We start from the raw sequence: 17,892 nt of genomic DNA, 5'->3' as shown, positions 1-17,892 counted from the left end.
CATCGGCGCCTCCGGCGCCGTGCCATCATCGTGCTTCGATCGACCAAGTGGAGTCCTAGTTGGGAGGGCGCGTGGCGATGGAGGCCGGCCCTCGCGACACCGCATCAGGTGCTGAGCACGTCACCACCGAGGGTGACCGATCGGACCGGGACGAGGGTCTGCAGGAAGACCTTCAAGACGGCTTCCGGGACGATCTCCAGGACGATTTCCGGGCAGCGGGCGAGCTTGGGCCGGCCGAGGGCGCGCATCCCCTCGCAGAGGCCGAGGCAGAAGCCGGGGACCGGCTCGCCGAGGACGGGCCCGACGAGAGCGCGGACGGCGTGACCGCCGACGGCCCGGCGCCCGAGGAGATGTACAGCAGCGGCCCCGAGGTCGAGGTCGAGCTGCGCCCGCAGCGCCGGCTGCGTATCTGGCAGCTCGCGCCCATCGTGGGACTGTCCGCCGTCGGCTCCCTGATGTTCGCCTTCCCGCTCGCCTTCGACGGCGACAGCGGCGCGGTCATCGCGATGCTCGGCCTGCTGATCTGCTGCTGCGCCGCGGGCTGGGGCATGATGGCCGCCCGCCGCGTCGGCTACACCTGGCCCGGGCTGCCCCCGCGCGGCTCCGGCCGCCGCCCGGACTGGCGCGTCGTCCTCGGCTACGCCCTGCTGGTCGCCGTGGTGGCCGTACTCGCCGTCTGGCGGGTCGCCCGCCTGCGCTGACCGCGCGCCCAGGGTTCCGTGCACCGACGGTCGCCGCAGCCGCCGTAGGACCGCTGTCGTACCCACCCCGTACGATCGAGGAATGAGCACGCGGATCGCCTTCCTCAAGGGGCACGGTACGGAGAACGACTTCGTGATCGTCCCGGACCCCGACAACGCCATCGAGCTGTCCCCGGCCGCCGTGACCGCCCTGTGCGACCGCCGGGCCGGCATCGGCGGCGACGGCGTGCTGCACGTGGTGCGCTCCGCCGCGCACCCCGAGGCGCGGGGGATGGCCGGCGAGGCCGAGTGGTTCATGGACTACCGCAACAGCGACGGCTCGATCGCCGAGATGTGCGGCAACGGCGTCCGCGTCTTCGCCCGCTACCTCCAGCACGCCGGGCATGCCGCCGAGGGCGATCTGACCATCGCCACCCGCGGCGGCGTCAAGAGCGTGCACATCGCCAAGGACGGGGACGTGACCGTCGGCATGGGCAGTGCCCGCCTCCCCGAAGGGGACGTCACGGTGCGCGTCGGCGAGCGCGACTGGCCCGCGCGGAACGTCAACATGGGCAACCCGCACGCGGTCGCCTTCGTCGCCGACCTCGCACACGCCGGAAACCTGTACACCCCGCCGCCGGTCAGCCCCGAGAGCGCCTACCCGGAGGGTGTCAACGTGGAGTTCGTCGTGGACCGCGGCCCCCGCCATGTCGCGATGCGGGTGCACGAGCGCGGCTCCGGCGAGACCCGCTCCTGCGGCACCGGCGCCTGCGCCGTCGCCGTGGCCGCCGCCCGCCGCGACGGCGCCGACCCGGCCGTCACCGGTACCCCGGCGACGTACACCGTGGACCTGCCCGGCGGCCGGCTGGTCATCACCGAACGGCCGGACGGGCAGATCGAGATGACCGGACCCGCGGTGATCGTCGCCGAGGGCGAGATCGACCCCGAGTGGCTGGAAAACGCGCTTCGCTGACCTTCTGGAACCGCCCCCGTGGCGGCCTCGGACACCCCGGAGCAGGGGTTCCCGGTACCGGGGCCGGATCGAATCCACGGGCGATGGGAGGGCAGGTGGCGCAAAATCTAAACCTCCTTTTCGTCGCTCGAATGGGTGATCCGTTTCACGCTCGGCGAGAGGCGGTCTGCCGCACGTGGTGGGCTCGATAGCATCAAGCACCGGCACGGACGGGGGAGCGTCGGCGCCCTGCGCCGCGCATGCCCTGGGGATCCGTCCGCCGGTCCACGAGCCGGAGGTGCCCATGAGTGCGGAGGCCACGAACCCTTCGACCCCGGTCCCGGTAGTGCCCACGGCCGCGAAGGCCGCCGTGGCGCCCGCGACGGTGCGCCGGAAGTCCCGGCCCAGGATCGACCTGCGCCGGCTCGGCCGGGCCGCGCTGCTCGGGCCCGCCGCCCGCGACAGACTGCCCGACGCGATCGGCCATGTGGTGGAGGCGCACCGCGCCCACCATCCCGACGCCGACCTCGAACCCCTGCGCCGCGCCTACGTGCTGGCCGAGTCCTCGCACCGCGGCCAGATGCGCAAGAGCGGCGAGCCGTACATCACCCACCCCCTCGCGGTGACCCTCATCCTCGCCGAACTCGGGGCCGAGACGACGACGTTGACGGCCTCGCTGCTGCACGACACCGTCGAGGACACCGAGGTGACGCTGGATCAGGTCGGCGAGCAGTTCGGCGAGGAGGTCCGCTACCTGGTCGACGGCGTCACCAAGCTGGAGAAGGTCGACTACGGCGCCGCCGCCGAACCCGAGACCTTCCGCAAGATGCTCGTCGCCACCGGCAGCGACGTGCGCGTGATGTCGATCAAACTCGCCGACCGGCTGCACAACATGCGCACCCTCGGCGTGATGCGCCCCGAGAAACAGGCGCGGATCGCGGGCGTCACCCGCGACGTCCTCATCCCGCTCGCCGAACGCCTCGGCGTCCAGGCCCTGAAGACCGAACTGGAGGACCTGGTCTTCGCCATCCTCCACCCCGAGGAGTACGAGCACACCAGGGAACTCATCGCGCGGAACGCCGCCCGCACCGCCGACCCGCTCGCCGAGGTCGCCGACGAGATGCGGGCGGTGCTGCGCGAGGCCGGTATCACCGCCGAAGTCCTCACCCGTCCGCGCCACTTCGTCTCCGTGCACCGAGTGGCCCGTAAACGCGGGCAGTTGCGCGGCACCGACTTCGGCCGGCTGCTGGTGCTGGTGGGCGAGGACGCCGACTGTTACGGCGTGCTCGGCGAGTTGCACACCTGTATGACGCCGGTGGTCTCGGAGTTCAAGGACTTCATCGCCGTACCGAAGTTCAACCTGTACCAGTCGCTGCACACGGCCGTGGCCCGCCCCGACGGACAGGTGGTCGAAGTCCTCATCCGCACCCACCAGATGCACAAGGTCGCCGAGGCCGGCGTCGTCGCGCTCGGCAACCCCTACGCCTCCGGCACCGCCGCCCCCGACGACCCCGCCCCCGACGACCCCGCCGACGGCGAGCGCGCCGACCCCACCCGGCCCGGCTGGCTCTCCCGCCTCCTGGAGTGGCAGCAGGCCGCGCCCGACCCCGACACCTTCTGGTCCACCCTGCGCGAGGACCTCGCCCAGGACCGCGAGATCACCGTCTTCCGCCCGGACGGCGGCACCCTGGGCCTGCCCGAGGGCGCCAGTTGCGTGGACGCGGCCTACGGGCAGTACGGCGAGGACGCGCACGCCTGCATCGGCGCCCGCGTCAACGGCCGCCTCGCCACGCTGAGCACGGTCCTCGAGGACGGCGACACCGTCGAACTCCTGATGGGCCAGGATCCCGCCTCGGAGCCCTCCCGCGAGTGGCTGGAGCACGCCCACACCCCGGCCGCGCGCATCGCCATCCAGCGCTGGCTGGCCACCCACCCCGGCGGCGGCGCGCCCGCCGAGGAGCCGGCCGGCTACCGCGCCGACGCCGACTTCCCGGACCGGCACGCCTACGAGACCGGGCCCGCGGGACGCACCCAGGGCGCCGACGTCCGCACCGACCGCCCCGGCGCCGCCGTACGCCTCGCCGGCTGCTGTACGCCCGTGCCGCCCGACGAGATCACCGGCTTCCCGGTACGCGGGGGAGTGGTGACCGTGCACCGCGTGGAGTGCGCGGCGGTGGCGCACATGAAGAGCAGGGGGCGCACCGAGATCGGAGTGCGCTGGGGGGAGAGCACAGCGTGCCGGGTCACCCTGGTCGCCGAATCGTTCGGCCGTCGGGGTCTGCTCGCCGACCTCACCGAGGCCATCGCACTGGCGGGCGGCGACATCGTCTCCGCCACGGTGGAACCGCCGAGCGAGCAGCGGGTGCGGCACACCTACACCCTCCAGCTCCCCGACGCCTCGGGCCTGCCGGCCCTCATGCGCGCCATGCGGGACGTTCCGGGCGTGTACGACGTGAGCCGCACCCGGCACCAGACCCCTGCCTCGCGGACGCCGTAGCGAGCGAACGCCGTAGCAAGGGGTCCTTTCGGGCCTGCCGCTTACCCGAGGCCATGCTTCCGGGCGTCCTGCTCACGCGGGGCACGCCGTTCGGTCGGCCCGCTCACCGGAGGCAATCCGTTCGGGTGGGACGGGCGCGCGTCGCCGCCGTACGGCGCGCGGGCGCTGGTAGCCGTGGTCCATGCTGCTCACCCCCCGCCACCGCGCCGCCCCCGGCCCCGCCTCCCACCACCGGGCCGCCCCCGCCCCCGCCCCCGCCCCCCGGCAGCGGACGGCCCTCCGCCGCCGTAAGGGCGCCCTGCTCGCCTCCGCCGCCTCCCTCTGCTCCCTGTGTCTGCTCGGCGCGGCCGCGCCGCCCGTGCCGCTCGGCATCGGTGACCGGCTGTACCCCACACTGGGCAACCCCGGCTACGACGTCGCGTCGTACGACCTTGACCTGACCTACCCCGGCAGCGACGACAAGCCGCTCCAGGCCGTCACCACCATCGACGCCTGGGTCACCGCCGACCTGGACCGCCTCAACCTGGACTTCGCGCGCGGCACCGTCCGCTCCGTCGAGGTCGACGGTGTGCCCGCGGACTTCGCCAGTGCGGGGGAGGACCTGGTCGTCACCCCCGCCCACCCGCTGCGCCGGGGTGACTGGGTCCGGATCACCGTGCGGCACACCAGCGACCCCCGGCCCACCGGGGACCAGAAGGGCGACGGCGGCTGGGTGCCCACCACCGACGGCCTCGTCATGGCGAACCAGGCCGACGCCGCCCACCTGGTCTTCCCGTGCAACGACCACCCGTCCGACAAGGCGATGTTCACCTTCCGGGTCACCGCGCCCAACGCCTACACGGTGGTCGCCAACGGCCTGCCCATCGGCTCGAAGCGCACCGGCTCCAGCACCACCTGGACCTACCGCACCGAGCACCCCATGGCCACCGAGCTCGCCCAGGTGTCCATCGGCCGCTCCGCCGTGCCGCGCCGCGAGGGCCCCCACGGACTGCCGCTGCGCGACGTGGTGCCCAGCGCCGACCGCAAGACCCTCGAACCCTGGCTCGCCAAGACGCCCGACCAGGTCGCCTGGATGGAGAGCAAGGTCGGCACGTACCCGTTCGAGACGTACGGCGTGATCATGGCGAACGCCACCACCGGGTTCGAACTGGAGACACAGACCCTCTCCCTCTTCGAGAAGAAGCTGTTCACCGAGCCCGGCTACCCCAAGTGGTACGTGGAGTCGGTCATGGTGCATGAGCTGTCCCACCAGTGGTTCGGCGACAGCGTCAGCCCCGCCACCTGGTCGGACGTGTGGCTGAACGAGGGGCACGCGACCTGGTACGAGGCCCTGTACGCGCAGGAGGAGGGCCACCAGCCCATGATCGACCGGATGAAGGCCGCCTACGGCGCCTCCGACGGCTGGCGCGCCTCCGGCGGACCGCCCGCCCGGCCCAAGCTGCCCGAGCCCGGCCAGAAGATCAGCATCTTCCGGCCCAGCGTCTACGACGGCGCGGCCCTCGCCCTCTACGCCCTGCGGCAGGAGATCGGCCGCCCGGCCTTCGAGCGGCTGGAGCGGCTCTGGGTCCGCGACCACCGCGACGCCAACGCCTCCACCGGCGATTTCATCAAGCTGGCCTCCCAGGTCGCCGGCCGGGACCTCACCGGCTTCCTGCACGACTGGCTGTACGGCGACAAGACCCCGCCGATGCCGGGCCACCCCGACTGGAAACCGGCCGACCCGCCCGCCAAGTCCGGGAAGGCCACCAAGCGCCCGGCCCGCCGGTGACCGCGGCAGGTTCGGCACGCACAAGGGTGACGGCTGCCGCTGCGCGCCGCGATAACCCGGTGACGCGGTGCGGCGGCTCGTGCGAACATCTTCGGGTCGGCGCCGCGCGGGACACGGGAATCTACCGGGGTACCCGAGCGTTGACCAGGACGAGCGGCCCGGCCGGGCCGCCGCACCGACGGCCTCACGGCACTCCCATCGACGTAAGGATCCAATGACCTCCTCTTCTTCCCCTTCCCAGGACGCCAAGCGCACGGCGCACGCCCACCCCGAGAATCTTCGGGCCGATGCCCTGATGGAAGAGGACGTCGCCTGGAGCTACGAGATCGACGGAGAGCGGGACGGCGACCAGTTCGACCGCTCCGAGCGCGCGGCCCTGCGCCGCGTGGCGGGTCTGTCCACCGAGCTGGAGGACGTCACCGAGGTCGAGTACCGCCAGCTCCGCCTGGAGCGGGTCGTGCTCGTCGGCGTGTGGACCACCGGCACCGCGCAGGACGCGGACAACTCCCTCGCGGAGCTGGCCGCCCTCGCGGAGACCGCGGGCGCGCTCGTGCTCGACGGCGTCATCCAGCGCCGCGACAAGCCCGACGCGGCCACCTACATCGGCTCCGGCAAGGCCCTGGAGCTGCGCGACATCGTCCTCGAATCGGGCGCGGACACCGTGATCTGCGACGGTGAGCTGAGTCCCGGCCAGCTGATCCAGCTGGAGGACGTGGTCAAGGTCAAGGTCATCGACCGCACCGCCCTGATCCTGGACATCTTCGCCCAGCACGCCAAGTCCCGCGAGGGCAAGGCGCAGGTCGCGCTCGCCCAGATGCAGTACATGCTGCCGAGGCTGCGCGGCTGGGGCCAGTCGCTGTCCCGGCAGATGGGTGGCGGTCGCGGCGGCCTCGCCACGCGTGGTCCCGGTGAGACCAAGATCGAGACGGACCGGCGCCGCATCCGCGAGAAGATGGCGAAGATGCGCCGGGAGATCGCGGACATGAAGACCGGCCGCGAGATCAAGCGCCAGGAGCGCCGCCGCAACAAGGTGCCCTCCGTCGCCATCGCCGGTTACACCAACGCCGGCAAGTCCTCCCTGCTCAACCGGCTCACCGGCGCCGGCGTCCTGGTCGAGAACGCGCTGTTCGCGACCCTGGACCCGACCGTGCGCCGCGCGGAGACCCCGAGCGGCCGCCTGTACACCCTGGCGGACACCGTCGGCTTCGTCCGGCACCTGCCCCACCACCTGGTCGAGGCGTTCCGCTCCACCATGGAGGAGGTCGGCGACTCCGACCTGATCCTGCATGTGGTGGACGGCTCGCACCCGACCCCCGAGGAGCAGCTCGCCGCCGTGCGCGAGGTCATCCGGGACGTCGGCGCCACCGGCGTGCCCGAGATCGTCGTGATCAACAAGGCGGACGCGGCCGACCCGCTGGTCCTCCAGCGGCTGCTGCGCGTCGAGAAGCGCTCCATCGCGGTCTCGGCCCGCACCGGTCAGGGCATCGCCGAGCTGCTCGCGCTGATCGACGCGGAGCTGCCGCGTCCCGAGGTCGAGGTCGAGGTGCTGGTGCCGTACACCCACGGCAAGCTGGTCGCCCGCGCCCACAGCGAGGGCGAGGTGATCTCCGAGGAGCACACCGCGGAGGGCACCCTGCTCAAGGTCCGGGTGCACGAGGAACTGGCCGCGGACCTCGCGCCGTACACACCGGTCTCCGCGGGCTGACCCACGGCAGCAGCACGTAGGCCCGCCGTCCCCTCGGGGGGCGGCGGGCCTACGTCATACGGTCGTACAGTCACGGCCTACGAGCGTCGCGCGGTCCGTGATGGCGAGGACTACTGCCCGGCGAATTTGTCGCTGACCGACTTGTACACGCCCTTGGCCACATCGCCGAAGCGGGGACCCGCGAGCCAGCCGGAGGTCACCGGGCCGATCGAGGTGTTGGACACCAGCGCCGGCTTGCCGTCGGAGCCGGTCTCCACCCAGCCGCCGCCCGAGGCGCCACCGGTCATGGTGCAGCCGATCCGGTACATCGTCGGGTCGGCCTGGTTCATCGACAGCCGGCCCGGCTTGTCCTCGCACTGGTACAGCAGCTGGCCGTCGTACGGCGGCGCCGCCGGGTAGCCCGAGGCCGTCATGTGCGGCACCTTCGGCACGGCCGGCGCGTCGAAGTCCACCGGCAGCGCCCCGCCGACCGTCTCCTCCAGTGACTTGCCGCCGTTGCCCTGCTCCGGCGTCACATGGATGACCGCGAAGTCGTACGGTGCTCCGTCGCCGCCGGTCTCGCCGCCCTTGTCGATCCACTGCTGGGAGGTCTGCGCCGCGTCCGCCCACCAGACGCCGTACGGCGCGATCTGCGCGCGGGTGGCGTGCTGGAGCTGGCCGACCGACTGCGCCGCGTTGTTGTACGACGGCACGAAGGCGAGGTTGCGGTACCAGCCGCCGCTCTTGCCGGCGTGCACACAGTGGCCCGCCGTCCACACCAGGTTGGACTTGCCGGGGTGCGCGGGGTCCTCCACGACCGTGCCCGAGCAGACCATGTGGCCCTCGGGGGAGTCGAAGAACACCTTGCCCGAGGTGGCCGCGCTGGCGTGGTAGGGCGCCGCGACCTGTCGCGCCTTCACCGGCTGCGGCGTCGGGTCGGTCACGCCCTGGTCACCGGAGATGTCGTTGTCGTCGACGCCCTTGTCCGGGTCGCCCGCGTGCCGCATCCGGTTCGGGTCCCACAGGCCCTTGATGACCGGGTTGATGAAGTCGTTGGCCTCGCGCAGCCAGTCCTTGCGGTTCCAGTCCTTCCAGGCGCCGTTCTTCCACTTGTCGATGTCGATCCCGTGCTCCTTGAGCTTGCGGCGCACATCGTCCGGGATCTTGATCTTTCCGTCGCCGGTGCCGATCGCGGCGGCGGAGGCGGACGGGTTGCCGTCGGCTTGGTCGTCGCCGCCGCAGGCGGTGGCGGTCAGCGCCAGCGCCGAGGCGAGGGCGACCGCCGCCAGCGAGGTCGAGGCGCGGCGGGTGCGCTTGCCCCCTTCTCGCCGGGTGGTGGACGACGGCCGTATGGATCGCATGCTCGTGACTCCCCGTAGGATGACGGAACTTCGGCGCTCGGCCAGGGCACCGGCGGCCTCCTCACGGAGAGTTCGAGCCGGTGCAGAGACCTTTCGGAACGGCATCACACCCTATGCGTTCGGCGGCCGGGACTTTCGCCGGAACGGCAACGGTTTCGCTACGAGCGGCGCGTGGGCTCGCGTATCGGTCCGGGTCAGGCCGTGACTCCGGGGCACGGTGAGCGGTTGTAGGCGGTGGGGGGCCCGCTGTCTGTCCTTGGCCCCGTGGATCAACTCGCCTGAATGCAGCGGGAGGACAGCCAGCCGTGGCCGTGACCGAGTCGTTGGCGGAAGAGACGCAGGGGCCGGCGGGCGCCGCGCACGAGGGGATTCTGCGGCGCCAGTCGGCGCGCGAGTCCTCGGCGCGCACCTACGCGCGGGCCCTGCCCATCGTGCCCGTGCGGGCGCGCGGGCTGACCATCGAGGGTGCGGACGGCCGCCGCTACCTGGACTGCCTCTCCGGCGCGGGCACGCTCGCGCTCGGCCACAATCACCCGGTGGTCCTGGCCGCCGTGCGCCAAGTCCTCGATTCCGGTGCCCCGTTGTCGGTCCTCGACCTCGCGACCCCGGTCAAGGACGCGTTCATCACCGAGCTGTTCCGCACCCTCCCGGCGGGTCTCGCCGGGCGGGCGCGGGTGCAGTTCTGCGGGCCGGCCGGGACGGACGCGGTCGAGGCCGCGCTCAAACTGGTCCGGGCCGCGACGGGCCGCACCGGACTCCTCGCCTTCACCGGCGCGTACCACGGCATGACCGAGGGCGCGCTGGCCGTCTCCGGCGGCGCGTCCGAGGTCCGGGCCGTCCGGCTGCCCTACCCGCAGGACTACCGCTGCCCCTTCGGCGTCGGCAGCCCGTACGGCGCCGAACTCGCCGCGCGCTGGACCGAGTCGCTCCTCGACGACCCCAAGTCCGGGGTGCCGCTGCCCGCCGGGATGATCCTCGAACCGGTGCAGGGCGAGGGCGGGGTGCACCCGGCCCCGGACGACTGGCTGCGCCGGATGCGCCGCGTCACCGCCGACCGCGGCATCCCGCTGATCGCCGACGAGGTGCAGACCGGCGTCGGCCGCACCGGGGCCTTCTGGGCGGTCGACCACAGCGGCATCACCCCCGACGTCATGGTCCTCTCCAAGGCCATCGGCGGCAGCCTCCCGCTGGCCGTCATCGTCTACCGCGACGACCTCGACGTCTGGCAACCGGGCGCCCACGCGGGCACGTTCCGCGGCAACCAACTCGCGATGGCGGCGGGCACGGCGACGCTCGCGTACGTCCGGGAGAACGGCCTGGCGGAGCGCGCGGACCGGCTCGGAGCGCGGATCATGGCGCAACTGCGAGCCGACATCGGAGGGTTGGCGTGCGTGGGGGAGGTCCGGGGGCGGGGGCTGATGATCGGGGTGGAACTGGTGGAGCCGGCGGGGGCGGTGGCGGGCCACGTCGAGCACGTCGGTGACGGCCGTGGCGCCGCGCCCGCCGGCGGGGGACCCGGCGGCTACGACTCCGGTGCCGCTCCCTTCGAGGGGAAGCCCGGCGGTTACGACTCCGGTGCCGCTCCTCTCCAGGTGAAGCCCGGTGCCTACGACTCCGGTGCCGTGGCCTTCCCCGGCGAGCCCGCCCGCGCTCCCCGGCCCGCCGCTCCCGGACTCGCCGCCGCCGTCCAGCGCGAGTGCCTGCGGCGGGGGCTCATCGTGGAACTCGGCGGGCGGCACTCCTCGGTGGTCCGGCTGCTGCCGCCGCTGACGATCACCGACGAGCAGACGAGTGCCGTACTGGACCGGCTGACCGACGCGGTGGGGGCGGTGGCCCGCGAGGCCGAGGCGCACGGCCCGGTCCGCCGCACCGACTGAGCGCGCGGGCAGGCACCCCGCGCCACCCACTGCCGCGTCCCCAGGGCCGCCCGTCCCGGCCCCGTCGACACCCCGTGCCCGACCCGCTCACGCCCCGAGGAGCCGTCTTGAACGCCACCCCCACCCCCGACGGCCGTTCCGGAGCCCCCGATGAACCGGGAGCCGCCGGGACGGGCGCGCCGTACGCCGAGGCGGTTCCGCAGCAGCGCCGGCGGACCGTGGACCCGAGCCGGCACACCGAGCCCGGCCCGGAGGCGCTGGACGACCCCGACGCCGCCGCCGCGGCGGGGGCCGCCGCCGTGGAGAACCTGCTGCGCTGCTGGGTACGGGAGACCGGCCTGCCCGCCCCGACGACCGGCACCCTGCGCATCGCGCTGCCCGCCACCGGCACCCGCCTGCTCGTCCCGGTCCGCTACTGGTCCCCGACCGGCTGGCACCGCTTCGGCCCGCCCCGGTTCGCCGACGCCCCCGAGACCGCCCGGCCCGTCGACGCCGTCACCCTCGCGGCGCTGCTCACCAGGGAGAGCACGGGCGGCGACGACGGCGACCTCGTGGCACGGGTCGCCGACTCCCTGCGTCGTACCGCCGTCTTCGTCCGCCACCGGCGCGCCCACCCCGCCGACGGCCCCGACCTCTTCCTCGGCGCCGAACAGGCCCTCCTCCTCGGCCACCCCCTGCACCCCACCCCCAAGAGCCGCGAGGGCCTGACTGAGTCTGAAGTCCCCCTCTACTCCCCGGAGTCGCGCGGCTCCTTCCCGCTGCACTGGCTGGCGGTGGCGCCCAGTCTGCTCGCCACCGAGTCGGCCTGGACCGAACGCGGCCGTCCCGTCCCCGCCGACCACCTCGTCCGGCACCTGGCCGGCACCGCCCTGCCCCTGCCCGACGGGTACACCGCCCTCCCGCTGCACCCCTGGCAGGCCCGCGAGGCACGGCACCGCGCCCCCGTCGCCGCCCTGTTCGACGCCGGACTCCTCAGAGACCTCGGCGCACACGGCCCCGCCTGGCACCCCACCTCCTCCGTGCGCACCGTCTACCGCTCCGGCGCGCCCGCCATGCTCAAGCTGTCGCTGGGCCTGCGCATCACCAACTCCCGCCGCGAGAACCTGCGCAAGGAGCTGCGGCGCGGCGTCGAGGTGCACCGGCTGCTGCGCGCGGGCCTGTCCAGGCAGTGGAGCGCCGCCCACCCCGGCTTCGACATCGTGCGCGACCCGGCGTGGCTCGCCGTGGACGACCCGGACGGGCGGCCGGTGCCCGGCCTCGACGTGATGATCCGGCACAACCCCTTCACCCCGGCCGACGACGCCGGCTGCCTCGCCGGACTCGTCTCGCCCCGCCCACTCGACCGGATGGGAGCCACCCCCGGTACGAAGACCGCCCCCGGTGCCGGGACCGCCTTCGATGCCGCCATCTCCTCCGGTACGGCCACTGCCCCCGTCCCGCCGATGCGCTCCCGGCTCGCGCTGCTCGTCGCCCGGCTCGCCGCCCGTACCGGCCGTCCCGTCGCCGCCGTCGCCACGGAGTGGTTCCTGCGCTACCTGGAGCAGGTCGTCCGCCCCGTTCTCTGGCTGGACGCCGAGGCCGGTATCGCCCTCGAAGCGCACCAGCAGAACACCCTCGTCCTGCTCGACCGCGACGGCTGGCCCAGGGGCGGCCGCTACCGGGACAACCAGGGCTACTACTTCCGCGCCTCCCGCCGCGCCGAACTCGACGCCCGGCTGCCCGGCATCGGCGAACACAGCGACACCTTCGTCTCCGACGAGGTCGCCGACGAACGCTTCGCCTACTACCTCGCCGTCAACAACGTGTTCGGCCTGATCGGCGCCCTCGGCTCCCAGCGCCTCGCCGACGAACGGCTGCTGCTCGCCGCGTTCCGCCGCTTCCTCACCGGTCTCGCCACCGGCCCCGCGGCCCTGCGCACCCCGCTGCCCGCCCGGCTGCTCGACTCGCCCGTCCTGCGCTGCAAGGCCAACCTGCTGACGCGGCTGCACGGTCTCGACGAACTCGTCGGCCCGGTCGACACCCAGTCCGTGTACGTCACCATCGCCAACCCCCTCCACCCGTAAGGCCCTTGGGCAGAGCAGAGAGGAACCCGCCGTGCCGCCCACCGACGTGCGCACCGCCCCCACCGAGTTCCTGGACCTCTTCGGCGAAGGGATGACAGGTGATCTCCTGGAGGGAACCGCCGACGACCTCCTCGACGGCGTCCGCACCCCCTGGGAACCGGTCCGGACCCCCGTCGGCACCTTCCAGTTGATCCCCATCCGCCTCGACCGGGACCTCCCGCTCGTGCACGCCTGGATGAACGACCCCGCCGTCGCCGAGTTCTGGGAACTGGCCGGGCCCCGCCACCGCACCGCGGACCACCTGCGCGCCCAACTCGACGGCGACGGACGGAGCGTGCCCTGCCTCGGCGTGCTGGACGGCACCCCGATGAGCTACTGGGAGATCTACCGCGCCGACCTCGACCCGCTGGCCCTGCACTGCCCGGTCCTGCCCCACGACACCGGCATCCACCTGCTCCTCGGCGCCGCGGGCGACCGGGGCCGGGGGCTCGGCTCCGCGCTGCTGCGCGCCGTGGCCGACCTGATCCTCGACCGGCGCCCCGCCTGCGCCCGCGTCGTGGCCGAACCCGATCACCGCAACACCCCCTCGCTCGCCGCGTTCCTCGGCGCCGGATTCCGGTACGCCGCCGAGGTCGACCTGCCGGACAAGCGCGCCGCCCTCATGATCCGGGACCGGGTGCTGCGCGATGTGCTGTAGCGCAGAGTGAGCGAGTTCTCACGATGGGTGCACGATGGGTGTGAACGGCCTCCGATTGTCGGTGCCGGGCCGTAGGGTGGTCGGGCTATGACGAAGCCCTCCCTCCCCGAACTCCTGCACGCCGCCGTCGCCGCGGTCGGCGGCACGGAGCGCCCCGGCCAGGTGACCATGGCCGAAGCGGTCGCCGAGGCGATCGACGACGGATCCCATCTGCTGGTCCAGGCCGGCACCGGCACCGGAAAGTCGCTCGGCTACCTCGTGCCCGCGCTCGCGCACGGGGAGAGAGTGGTCGTGGCGACGGCCACCCTCGCCCTCCAGCGCCAGCTCGTCGAGCGCGACCTGCCGCGCACGGTCGACGCGCTGCACCCGCTGCTGCGCCGCCGCCCCGAGTTCGCGATGCTCAAGGGCCGCTCCAACTACCTGTGCCTGCACCGGCTGCACGAAGGCATGCCCCAGGACGAGGAGGACGGCCTCTTCGACCAGTTCGAGGCCGCCGCGCCCACCAGCAAACTGGGCCAGGACCTGCTGCGGCTGCGGGACTGGTCGGACGAGACGGAGACCGGCGACCGGGACGACCTCACCCCCGGCGTCTCGGACCGCGCCTGGGCGCAGGTCTCGGTCTCCTCGCGGGAGTGCCTGGGCGCCACCAAGTGCGCGTACGGCGCCGAGTGCTTCGCGGAGGCGGCCCGCGAGCGCGCCAAGCTCGCCGAGGTCGTCGTCACCAACCACGCGCTGCTGGCCATCGACGCCATCGAGGGCGCCCCGGTGCTGCCGCAGCACGAGGTGCTGATCGTGGACGAGGCCCATGAGCTCGTCTCCCGTGTCACCGGCGTCGCCACCGGCGAGCTGACCCCCGGCCAGGTCAACCGGGCCGTGCGCCGCGCCGCGAAACTCGTCAACGAGAAGGCGGCCGACCAGCTCCAGACCGCCGCCGAGGGCTTCGAGCGGCTGATGGAGCTGGCCCTGCCGGGCCGCCTGGAGGAGATCCCGGAGGACCTCGGCTACGCCCTGATGACGCTGCGGGACGCCTCGCGTACGGTCATCTCCGCGATCGGCGCCACCCGCGACAAGTCCGTCCAGGACGAGGACGCCGTCCGCAAGCAGGCCCTGGCCTCGGTCGAGTCGGTCCACGACGTGGCGGAACGCGTGCTGAACGGCTCGGAGTGGGACGTCGTCTGGTACGAACGGCACGACCGCTTCGGCGCCTCCCTGCGCGTCGCCCCCATGTCCGTCTCGGGACTGCTGCGGGAGAAGCTGTTCGCCGACCGTGCGGTCGTCCTCACCTCCGCGACCCTCAAGCTCGGCGGCGACTTCAACGGGGTGGGCGCCTCGCTGGGGCTCGGCCCCGAGGGCGCCGAGGGCGAGGACCTGCCGCAGTGGAAGGGCATCGACGTCGGCTCCCCCTTCGACTACCGCAAGCAGGGCATCCTGTACGTCGCCAAGCATCTGGCCCGCCCCGCGCGGGACGGCGAGCGCGGCGACATGCTGGACGAGCTGGCGGAGCTGATCCAGGCGGCCGGCGGCCGTACCCTCGGGCTGTTCTCCTCCATGCGGGCCGCGCAGCTCGCCGCCGAGGAACTGCGCTCGCGCATCCCCGAGTACCCGATCCTGCTCCAGGGCGAGGAGACGCTCGGCGAGCTGATCAAGAACTTCGCGGCCGATCCGAAGACCTGCCTCTTCGGCACGCTGTCGCTGTGGCAGGGCGTGGACGTACCCGGACCCAGCTGCCAGCTGGTCGTCATGGACAAGATCCCCTTCCCGCGCCCGGACGATCCGCTGATGAGCGCCCGCCAGAAGGCGGTGGAGGACGCGGGGGGCAACGGGTTCATGGCGGTGGCCGCCACCCATGCCGCCCTGCTGATGGCCCAGGGCGCCGGCCGGCTGGTCCGCGCGTCGGGGGACCGGGGCGTGGTCGCCGTACTGGACCAGCGTCTTGCCACGGCGCGGTACGGCTCGTACCTCAAGGCGTCCCTGCCGGACTTCTGGTACACCACGGACCCCAACCAGGCCCGCAGGTCGCTCGCGGCGATCGACGCGGCGGCGCAGCAGGCGGAGGCCGGAAGCCCCGCGTAGGGCCCACCGAGCCTTGGGTCGAGGCAGGATCCCGGAGGCAAAGGCAGGGCCCCGGAACCGGCGCAGAGGTTCCGGGGCCCGGTCAGGGAGCGAGCGGGGGGGCCGCTCGCCGCGGGCGTCACACGCGCCGCAGTACGGCGACCACCTTGCCCAGGATGGTGGCGTCGTCGCCGGGGATCGGCTCGTAGGCCGCGTTGTGCGGGAGGAGCCAGACGTGGCCGTCCTCGCGCTTGAAGCGCTTCACCGTGGCCTCGCCGTCGAGCATGGCGGCCACGATGTCGCCGTTCTCCGCGACCGGCTGGCGGCGCACGGTGACCCAGTCGCCGTCGCAGATCGCGGCCTCGATCATGGAGTCGCCGACCACCTTGAGGACGAACAGCTCACCGTCGCCCACCAGCTGGCGGGGGAGCGGGAAGACGTCCTCCACGGACTCCTCCGCGAGGATCGGCCCGCCGGCGGCGATCCGGCCGACCAGCGGGACGTACGACGCGGCGGGCTTGCCGCTGGTGTCGGTGGGCTGCACCGACACGGCCTGGTCGGAGCCGCGCACCTCGTAGGCGCGCGGGCGGTGCGGGTCGCGGCGCAGGAAGCCCTTGCGCTCCAGCGCCATCAGCTGGTGCGCCACGGAGGAGGTGCTGGAGAGGCCGACGGCCTGGCCGATCTCCCGCATGGACGGCGGGTACCCGCGCCGCTGCACGGAGTCCCTGATGACCTCGATCACCCGGCGCTGCCGGTCGGTGAGTCCGGAGCTGTCCGCCCGGATGCCTGGAGGTCGGCCCGGCAGGGAGCGCCGGGGCCCCTCGGGATTCGTGGCTTCGTTCATCGCATGTACCGGCTCGACCCGGCCCTGGGAGCGGTCCTGGGCGGTGATGGTGGCACTGTCTGCGGTGGTGGTCACGTCGGCCCCTCTCGATGGTCTCCCTGCTGGACAACGGTAGTTGCTTTCGAAAGGTTGCGCCAAACACACGTTCGAGTGAAAAAGTGCGATTCACCTGTTGTGATTGCGTGTTTGGGTGTATGGGCCGACGCGGTGCGAGTGCGGCACGGGCAGGGAGCGGGGCGGGACAAAGTGCTCTTTGTCGTGCGTTGTACTCTTTCCCGTCGGGGTCGCCGACCTCGTGAGCGCTTCCCCAGTCTGCCATCCGGGACCCGTCCCGCCCGGACGAGGGGCCCGTTCCGCACCGGAGTCCTACGCGTCCTCCGTGCGGCGCCCACGGTATCCCCGCAACCGCCACAGGGGTACGGCTCCGCCCCCGCGTGTCCTTCCGGACGGGTCGTCCGGCGCCCCGTGAAGCGCTCCTCCCCGGCCATGCCCGCGCGACACGCGATCCGGCCTCGGGGAATAAGCCGATCCCCACATCTAGTGGTTGGATGGCTACAGCGGCCCACAAGTTGTGGTGACCCGGGTCGGAGACGGCTCGACGATCGCCTATGCTTAGGGCTGCTTCGCGAGGCCCATGGGGCTCGGCGAGGCTATCGAGTCTGCTGTGAGGAGGGTTGGAGATCATGCACTGCCCCTTCTGCAGGCACCCCGACAGCCGTGTGGTCGACAGTCGTACGACCGACGACGGCACGTCGATCCGCAGGCGCCGCCAGTGCCCCGACTGCTCCCGTCGTTTCACGACCGTGGAGACGTGCTCGCTCATGGTGGTGAAGCGGTCCGGCGTCACCGAGCCCTTCAGCCGTACCAAGGTCATCAACGGCGTGCGCAAGGCGTGCCAGGGCCGGCCAGTCACCGAGGACGCGCTCGCCCAGCTCGGCCAGCGCGTCGAGGAGGCGGTGCGGGCCACCGGCAGCGCCGAGCTGACCACCCACGACGTGGGTCTGGCCATACTCGGCCCGTTGCAGGAGCTCGACCTCGTCGCCTATCTGCGGTTCGCCTCGGTCTACCGGGCGTTCGACTCGCTCGACGACTTCGAGGCCGCCATCGCGGAGCTGCGGCAGGCGATGCCCGGCACCGCCGGGGGTGCGGCGGACGAGACGGACAAGGCGGCCCCACGGGCCGCGGGGAGCCAGGAAGACGAACGCGGGACCAGCGGGACCTCCCAGGTCCCCCAGCCCGCGCAAGCCGCCGACTGACCGGCGCGGGAGACCGGGGGAGGGCCCGGACTCCGGCCGCGGGAAGCGGCGACCGAAGACCTGTCGCGGGTGGCAGCTGAGGGTGCCCGCGACACATGACAGAACACCGTGCCACGGGAACATCGGGGCACTTCAGGGCGTTTTGCCCGTATCAGGGAGGC

General features: G+C 73.0%; 12 protein-coding genes. 10 read left to right on the top strand and 2 right to left on the bottom strand.

Going from position 1 to position 17,892, the window contains the following annotated elements:
• Positions 1-71 precede the first annotated feature (71 nt).
• The 5 genes from ACE4Q9_RS08655 to hflX all read left to right on the top strand — a co-directional run bounded on the left by ACE4Q9_RS08655 (position 72) and on the right by hflX (position 7,602).
• Positions 72-701 carry a hypothetical protein gene (locus ACE4Q9_RS08655; RefSeq protein ID WP_397983660.1) on the top strand — a complete coding sequence of 210 codons (630 nt, stop codon included), beginning with the start codon at positions 72-74 and terminating at the stop codon, positions 699-701.
• A gap of 82 nt (positions 702-783) precedes the next feature.
• The gene (dapF, locus tag ACE4Q9_RS08650) at positions 784-1,653 is read left to right on the top strand and encodes a diaminopimelate epimerase (protein WP_397983659.1); all 870 of its coding nucleotides are present in this window, start codon (positions 784-786) and stop codon (positions 1,651-1,653) included.
• A 283-nt stretch (positions 1,654-1,936) separates the two neighbouring features.
• Positions 1,937-4,129: a RelA/SpoT family protein gene (locus ACE4Q9_RS08645; protein ID WP_397983658.1), complete on the top strand. Its 2,193-nt coding sequence runs from the start codon at positions 1,937-1,939 to the stop codon at positions 4,127-4,129.
• Positions 4,130-4,310: 181 nt separating this feature from the next.
• Positions 4,311-5,897 carry a M1 family metallopeptidase gene (locus tag ACE4Q9_RS08640; protein ID WP_397983657.1) on the top strand — a complete coding sequence of 529 codons (1,587 nt, stop codon included), beginning with the start codon at positions 4,311-4,313 and terminating at the stop codon, positions 5,895-5,897.
• 214 nt (positions 5,898-6,111) lie between these two features.
• Positions 6,112-7,602 carry a GTPase HflX gene (hflX, locus tag ACE4Q9_RS08635; protein WP_397983656.1) on the top strand — a complete coding sequence of 497 codons (1,491 nt, stop codon included), beginning with the start codon at positions 6,112-6,114 and terminating at the stop codon, positions 7,600-7,602.
• A gap of 110 nt (positions 7,603-7,712) precedes the next feature.
• Here the strand turns inward: hflX and ACE4Q9_RS08630 are convergent, their stop codons facing one another.
• Entirely contained in the window at positions 7,713-8,942 is a 1,230-nt protein-coding gene (locus ACE4Q9_RS08630; protein WP_397983655.1) for a trypsin-like serine peptidase, read from the bottom strand.
• Positions 8,943-9,247: 305 nt separating this feature from the next.
• Here ACE4Q9_RS08630 and ACE4Q9_RS08625 point away from each other — a divergent pair, with 305 nt between their 5' ends.
• From ACE4Q9_RS08625 to ACE4Q9_RS08610, 4 genes are all read left to right on the top strand, one after another.
• On the top strand, positions 9,248-10,819 hold the full coding sequence (locus ACE4Q9_RS08625; protein WP_397983654.1) for a diaminobutyrate--2-oxoglutarate transaminase family protein: 1,572 nt from the start codon (positions 9,248-9,250) through the stop codon (positions 10,817-10,819).
• Between the two features lie 107 nt (positions 10,820-10,926).
• Positions 10,927-12,882, top strand: a complete 1,956-nt coding sequence (locus tag ACE4Q9_RS08620; RefSeq protein WP_397983653.1) for an IucA/IucC family protein — start codon at positions 10,927-10,929, stop codon at positions 12,880-12,882.
• Positions 12,883-12,913: 31 nt separating this feature from the next.
• The gene (locus tag ACE4Q9_RS08615) at positions 12,914-13,579 is read left to right on the top strand and encodes a GNAT family N-acetyltransferase (protein WP_397983652.1); all 666 of its coding nucleotides are present in this window, start codon (positions 12,914-12,916) and stop codon (positions 13,577-13,579) included.
• An 87-nt stretch (positions 13,580-13,666) separates the two neighbouring features.
• On the top strand, positions 13,667-15,652 hold the full coding sequence (locus ACE4Q9_RS08610; protein WP_397983651.1) for an ATP-dependent DNA helicase: 1,986 nt from the start codon (positions 13,667-13,669) through the stop codon (positions 15,650-15,652).
• A gap of 118 nt (positions 15,653-15,770) precedes the next feature.
• Here ACE4Q9_RS08610 and lexA read toward each other — a convergent pair whose 3' ends face one another.
• Complete coding sequence (lexA, locus tag ACE4Q9_RS08605; RefSeq protein ID WP_037663236.1) at positions 15,771-16,550, bottom strand: transcriptional repressor LexA; 780 nt, start codon at positions 16,548-16,550, stop codon at positions 15,771-15,773.
• 608 nt (positions 16,551-17,158) lie between these two features.
• Between lexA and nrdR the strand changes: the two genes are divergently transcribed.
• Positions 17,159-17,731 (top strand): transcriptional regulator NrdR, encoded by a 573-nt coding sequence (gene nrdR, locus ACE4Q9_RS08600; RefSeq protein WP_397983650.1) that lies wholly within the window; start codon positions 17,159-17,161, stop codon positions 17,729-17,731.
• The last annotated feature ends 161 nt before the right edge of the window (positions 17,732-17,892 follow it).

This window comes from Streptomyces sp. AM6-12 (assembly GCF_044327085.1).
In the GTDB taxonomy this organism is placed as follows: Bacteria; Actinomycetota; Actinomycetes; order Streptomycetales; family Streptomycetaceae; genus Streptomyces.
The sequence above is the reverse complement of the archived record's forward strand: the minus strand, read 5'-3'. Positions and strand labels throughout refer to the sequence as shown.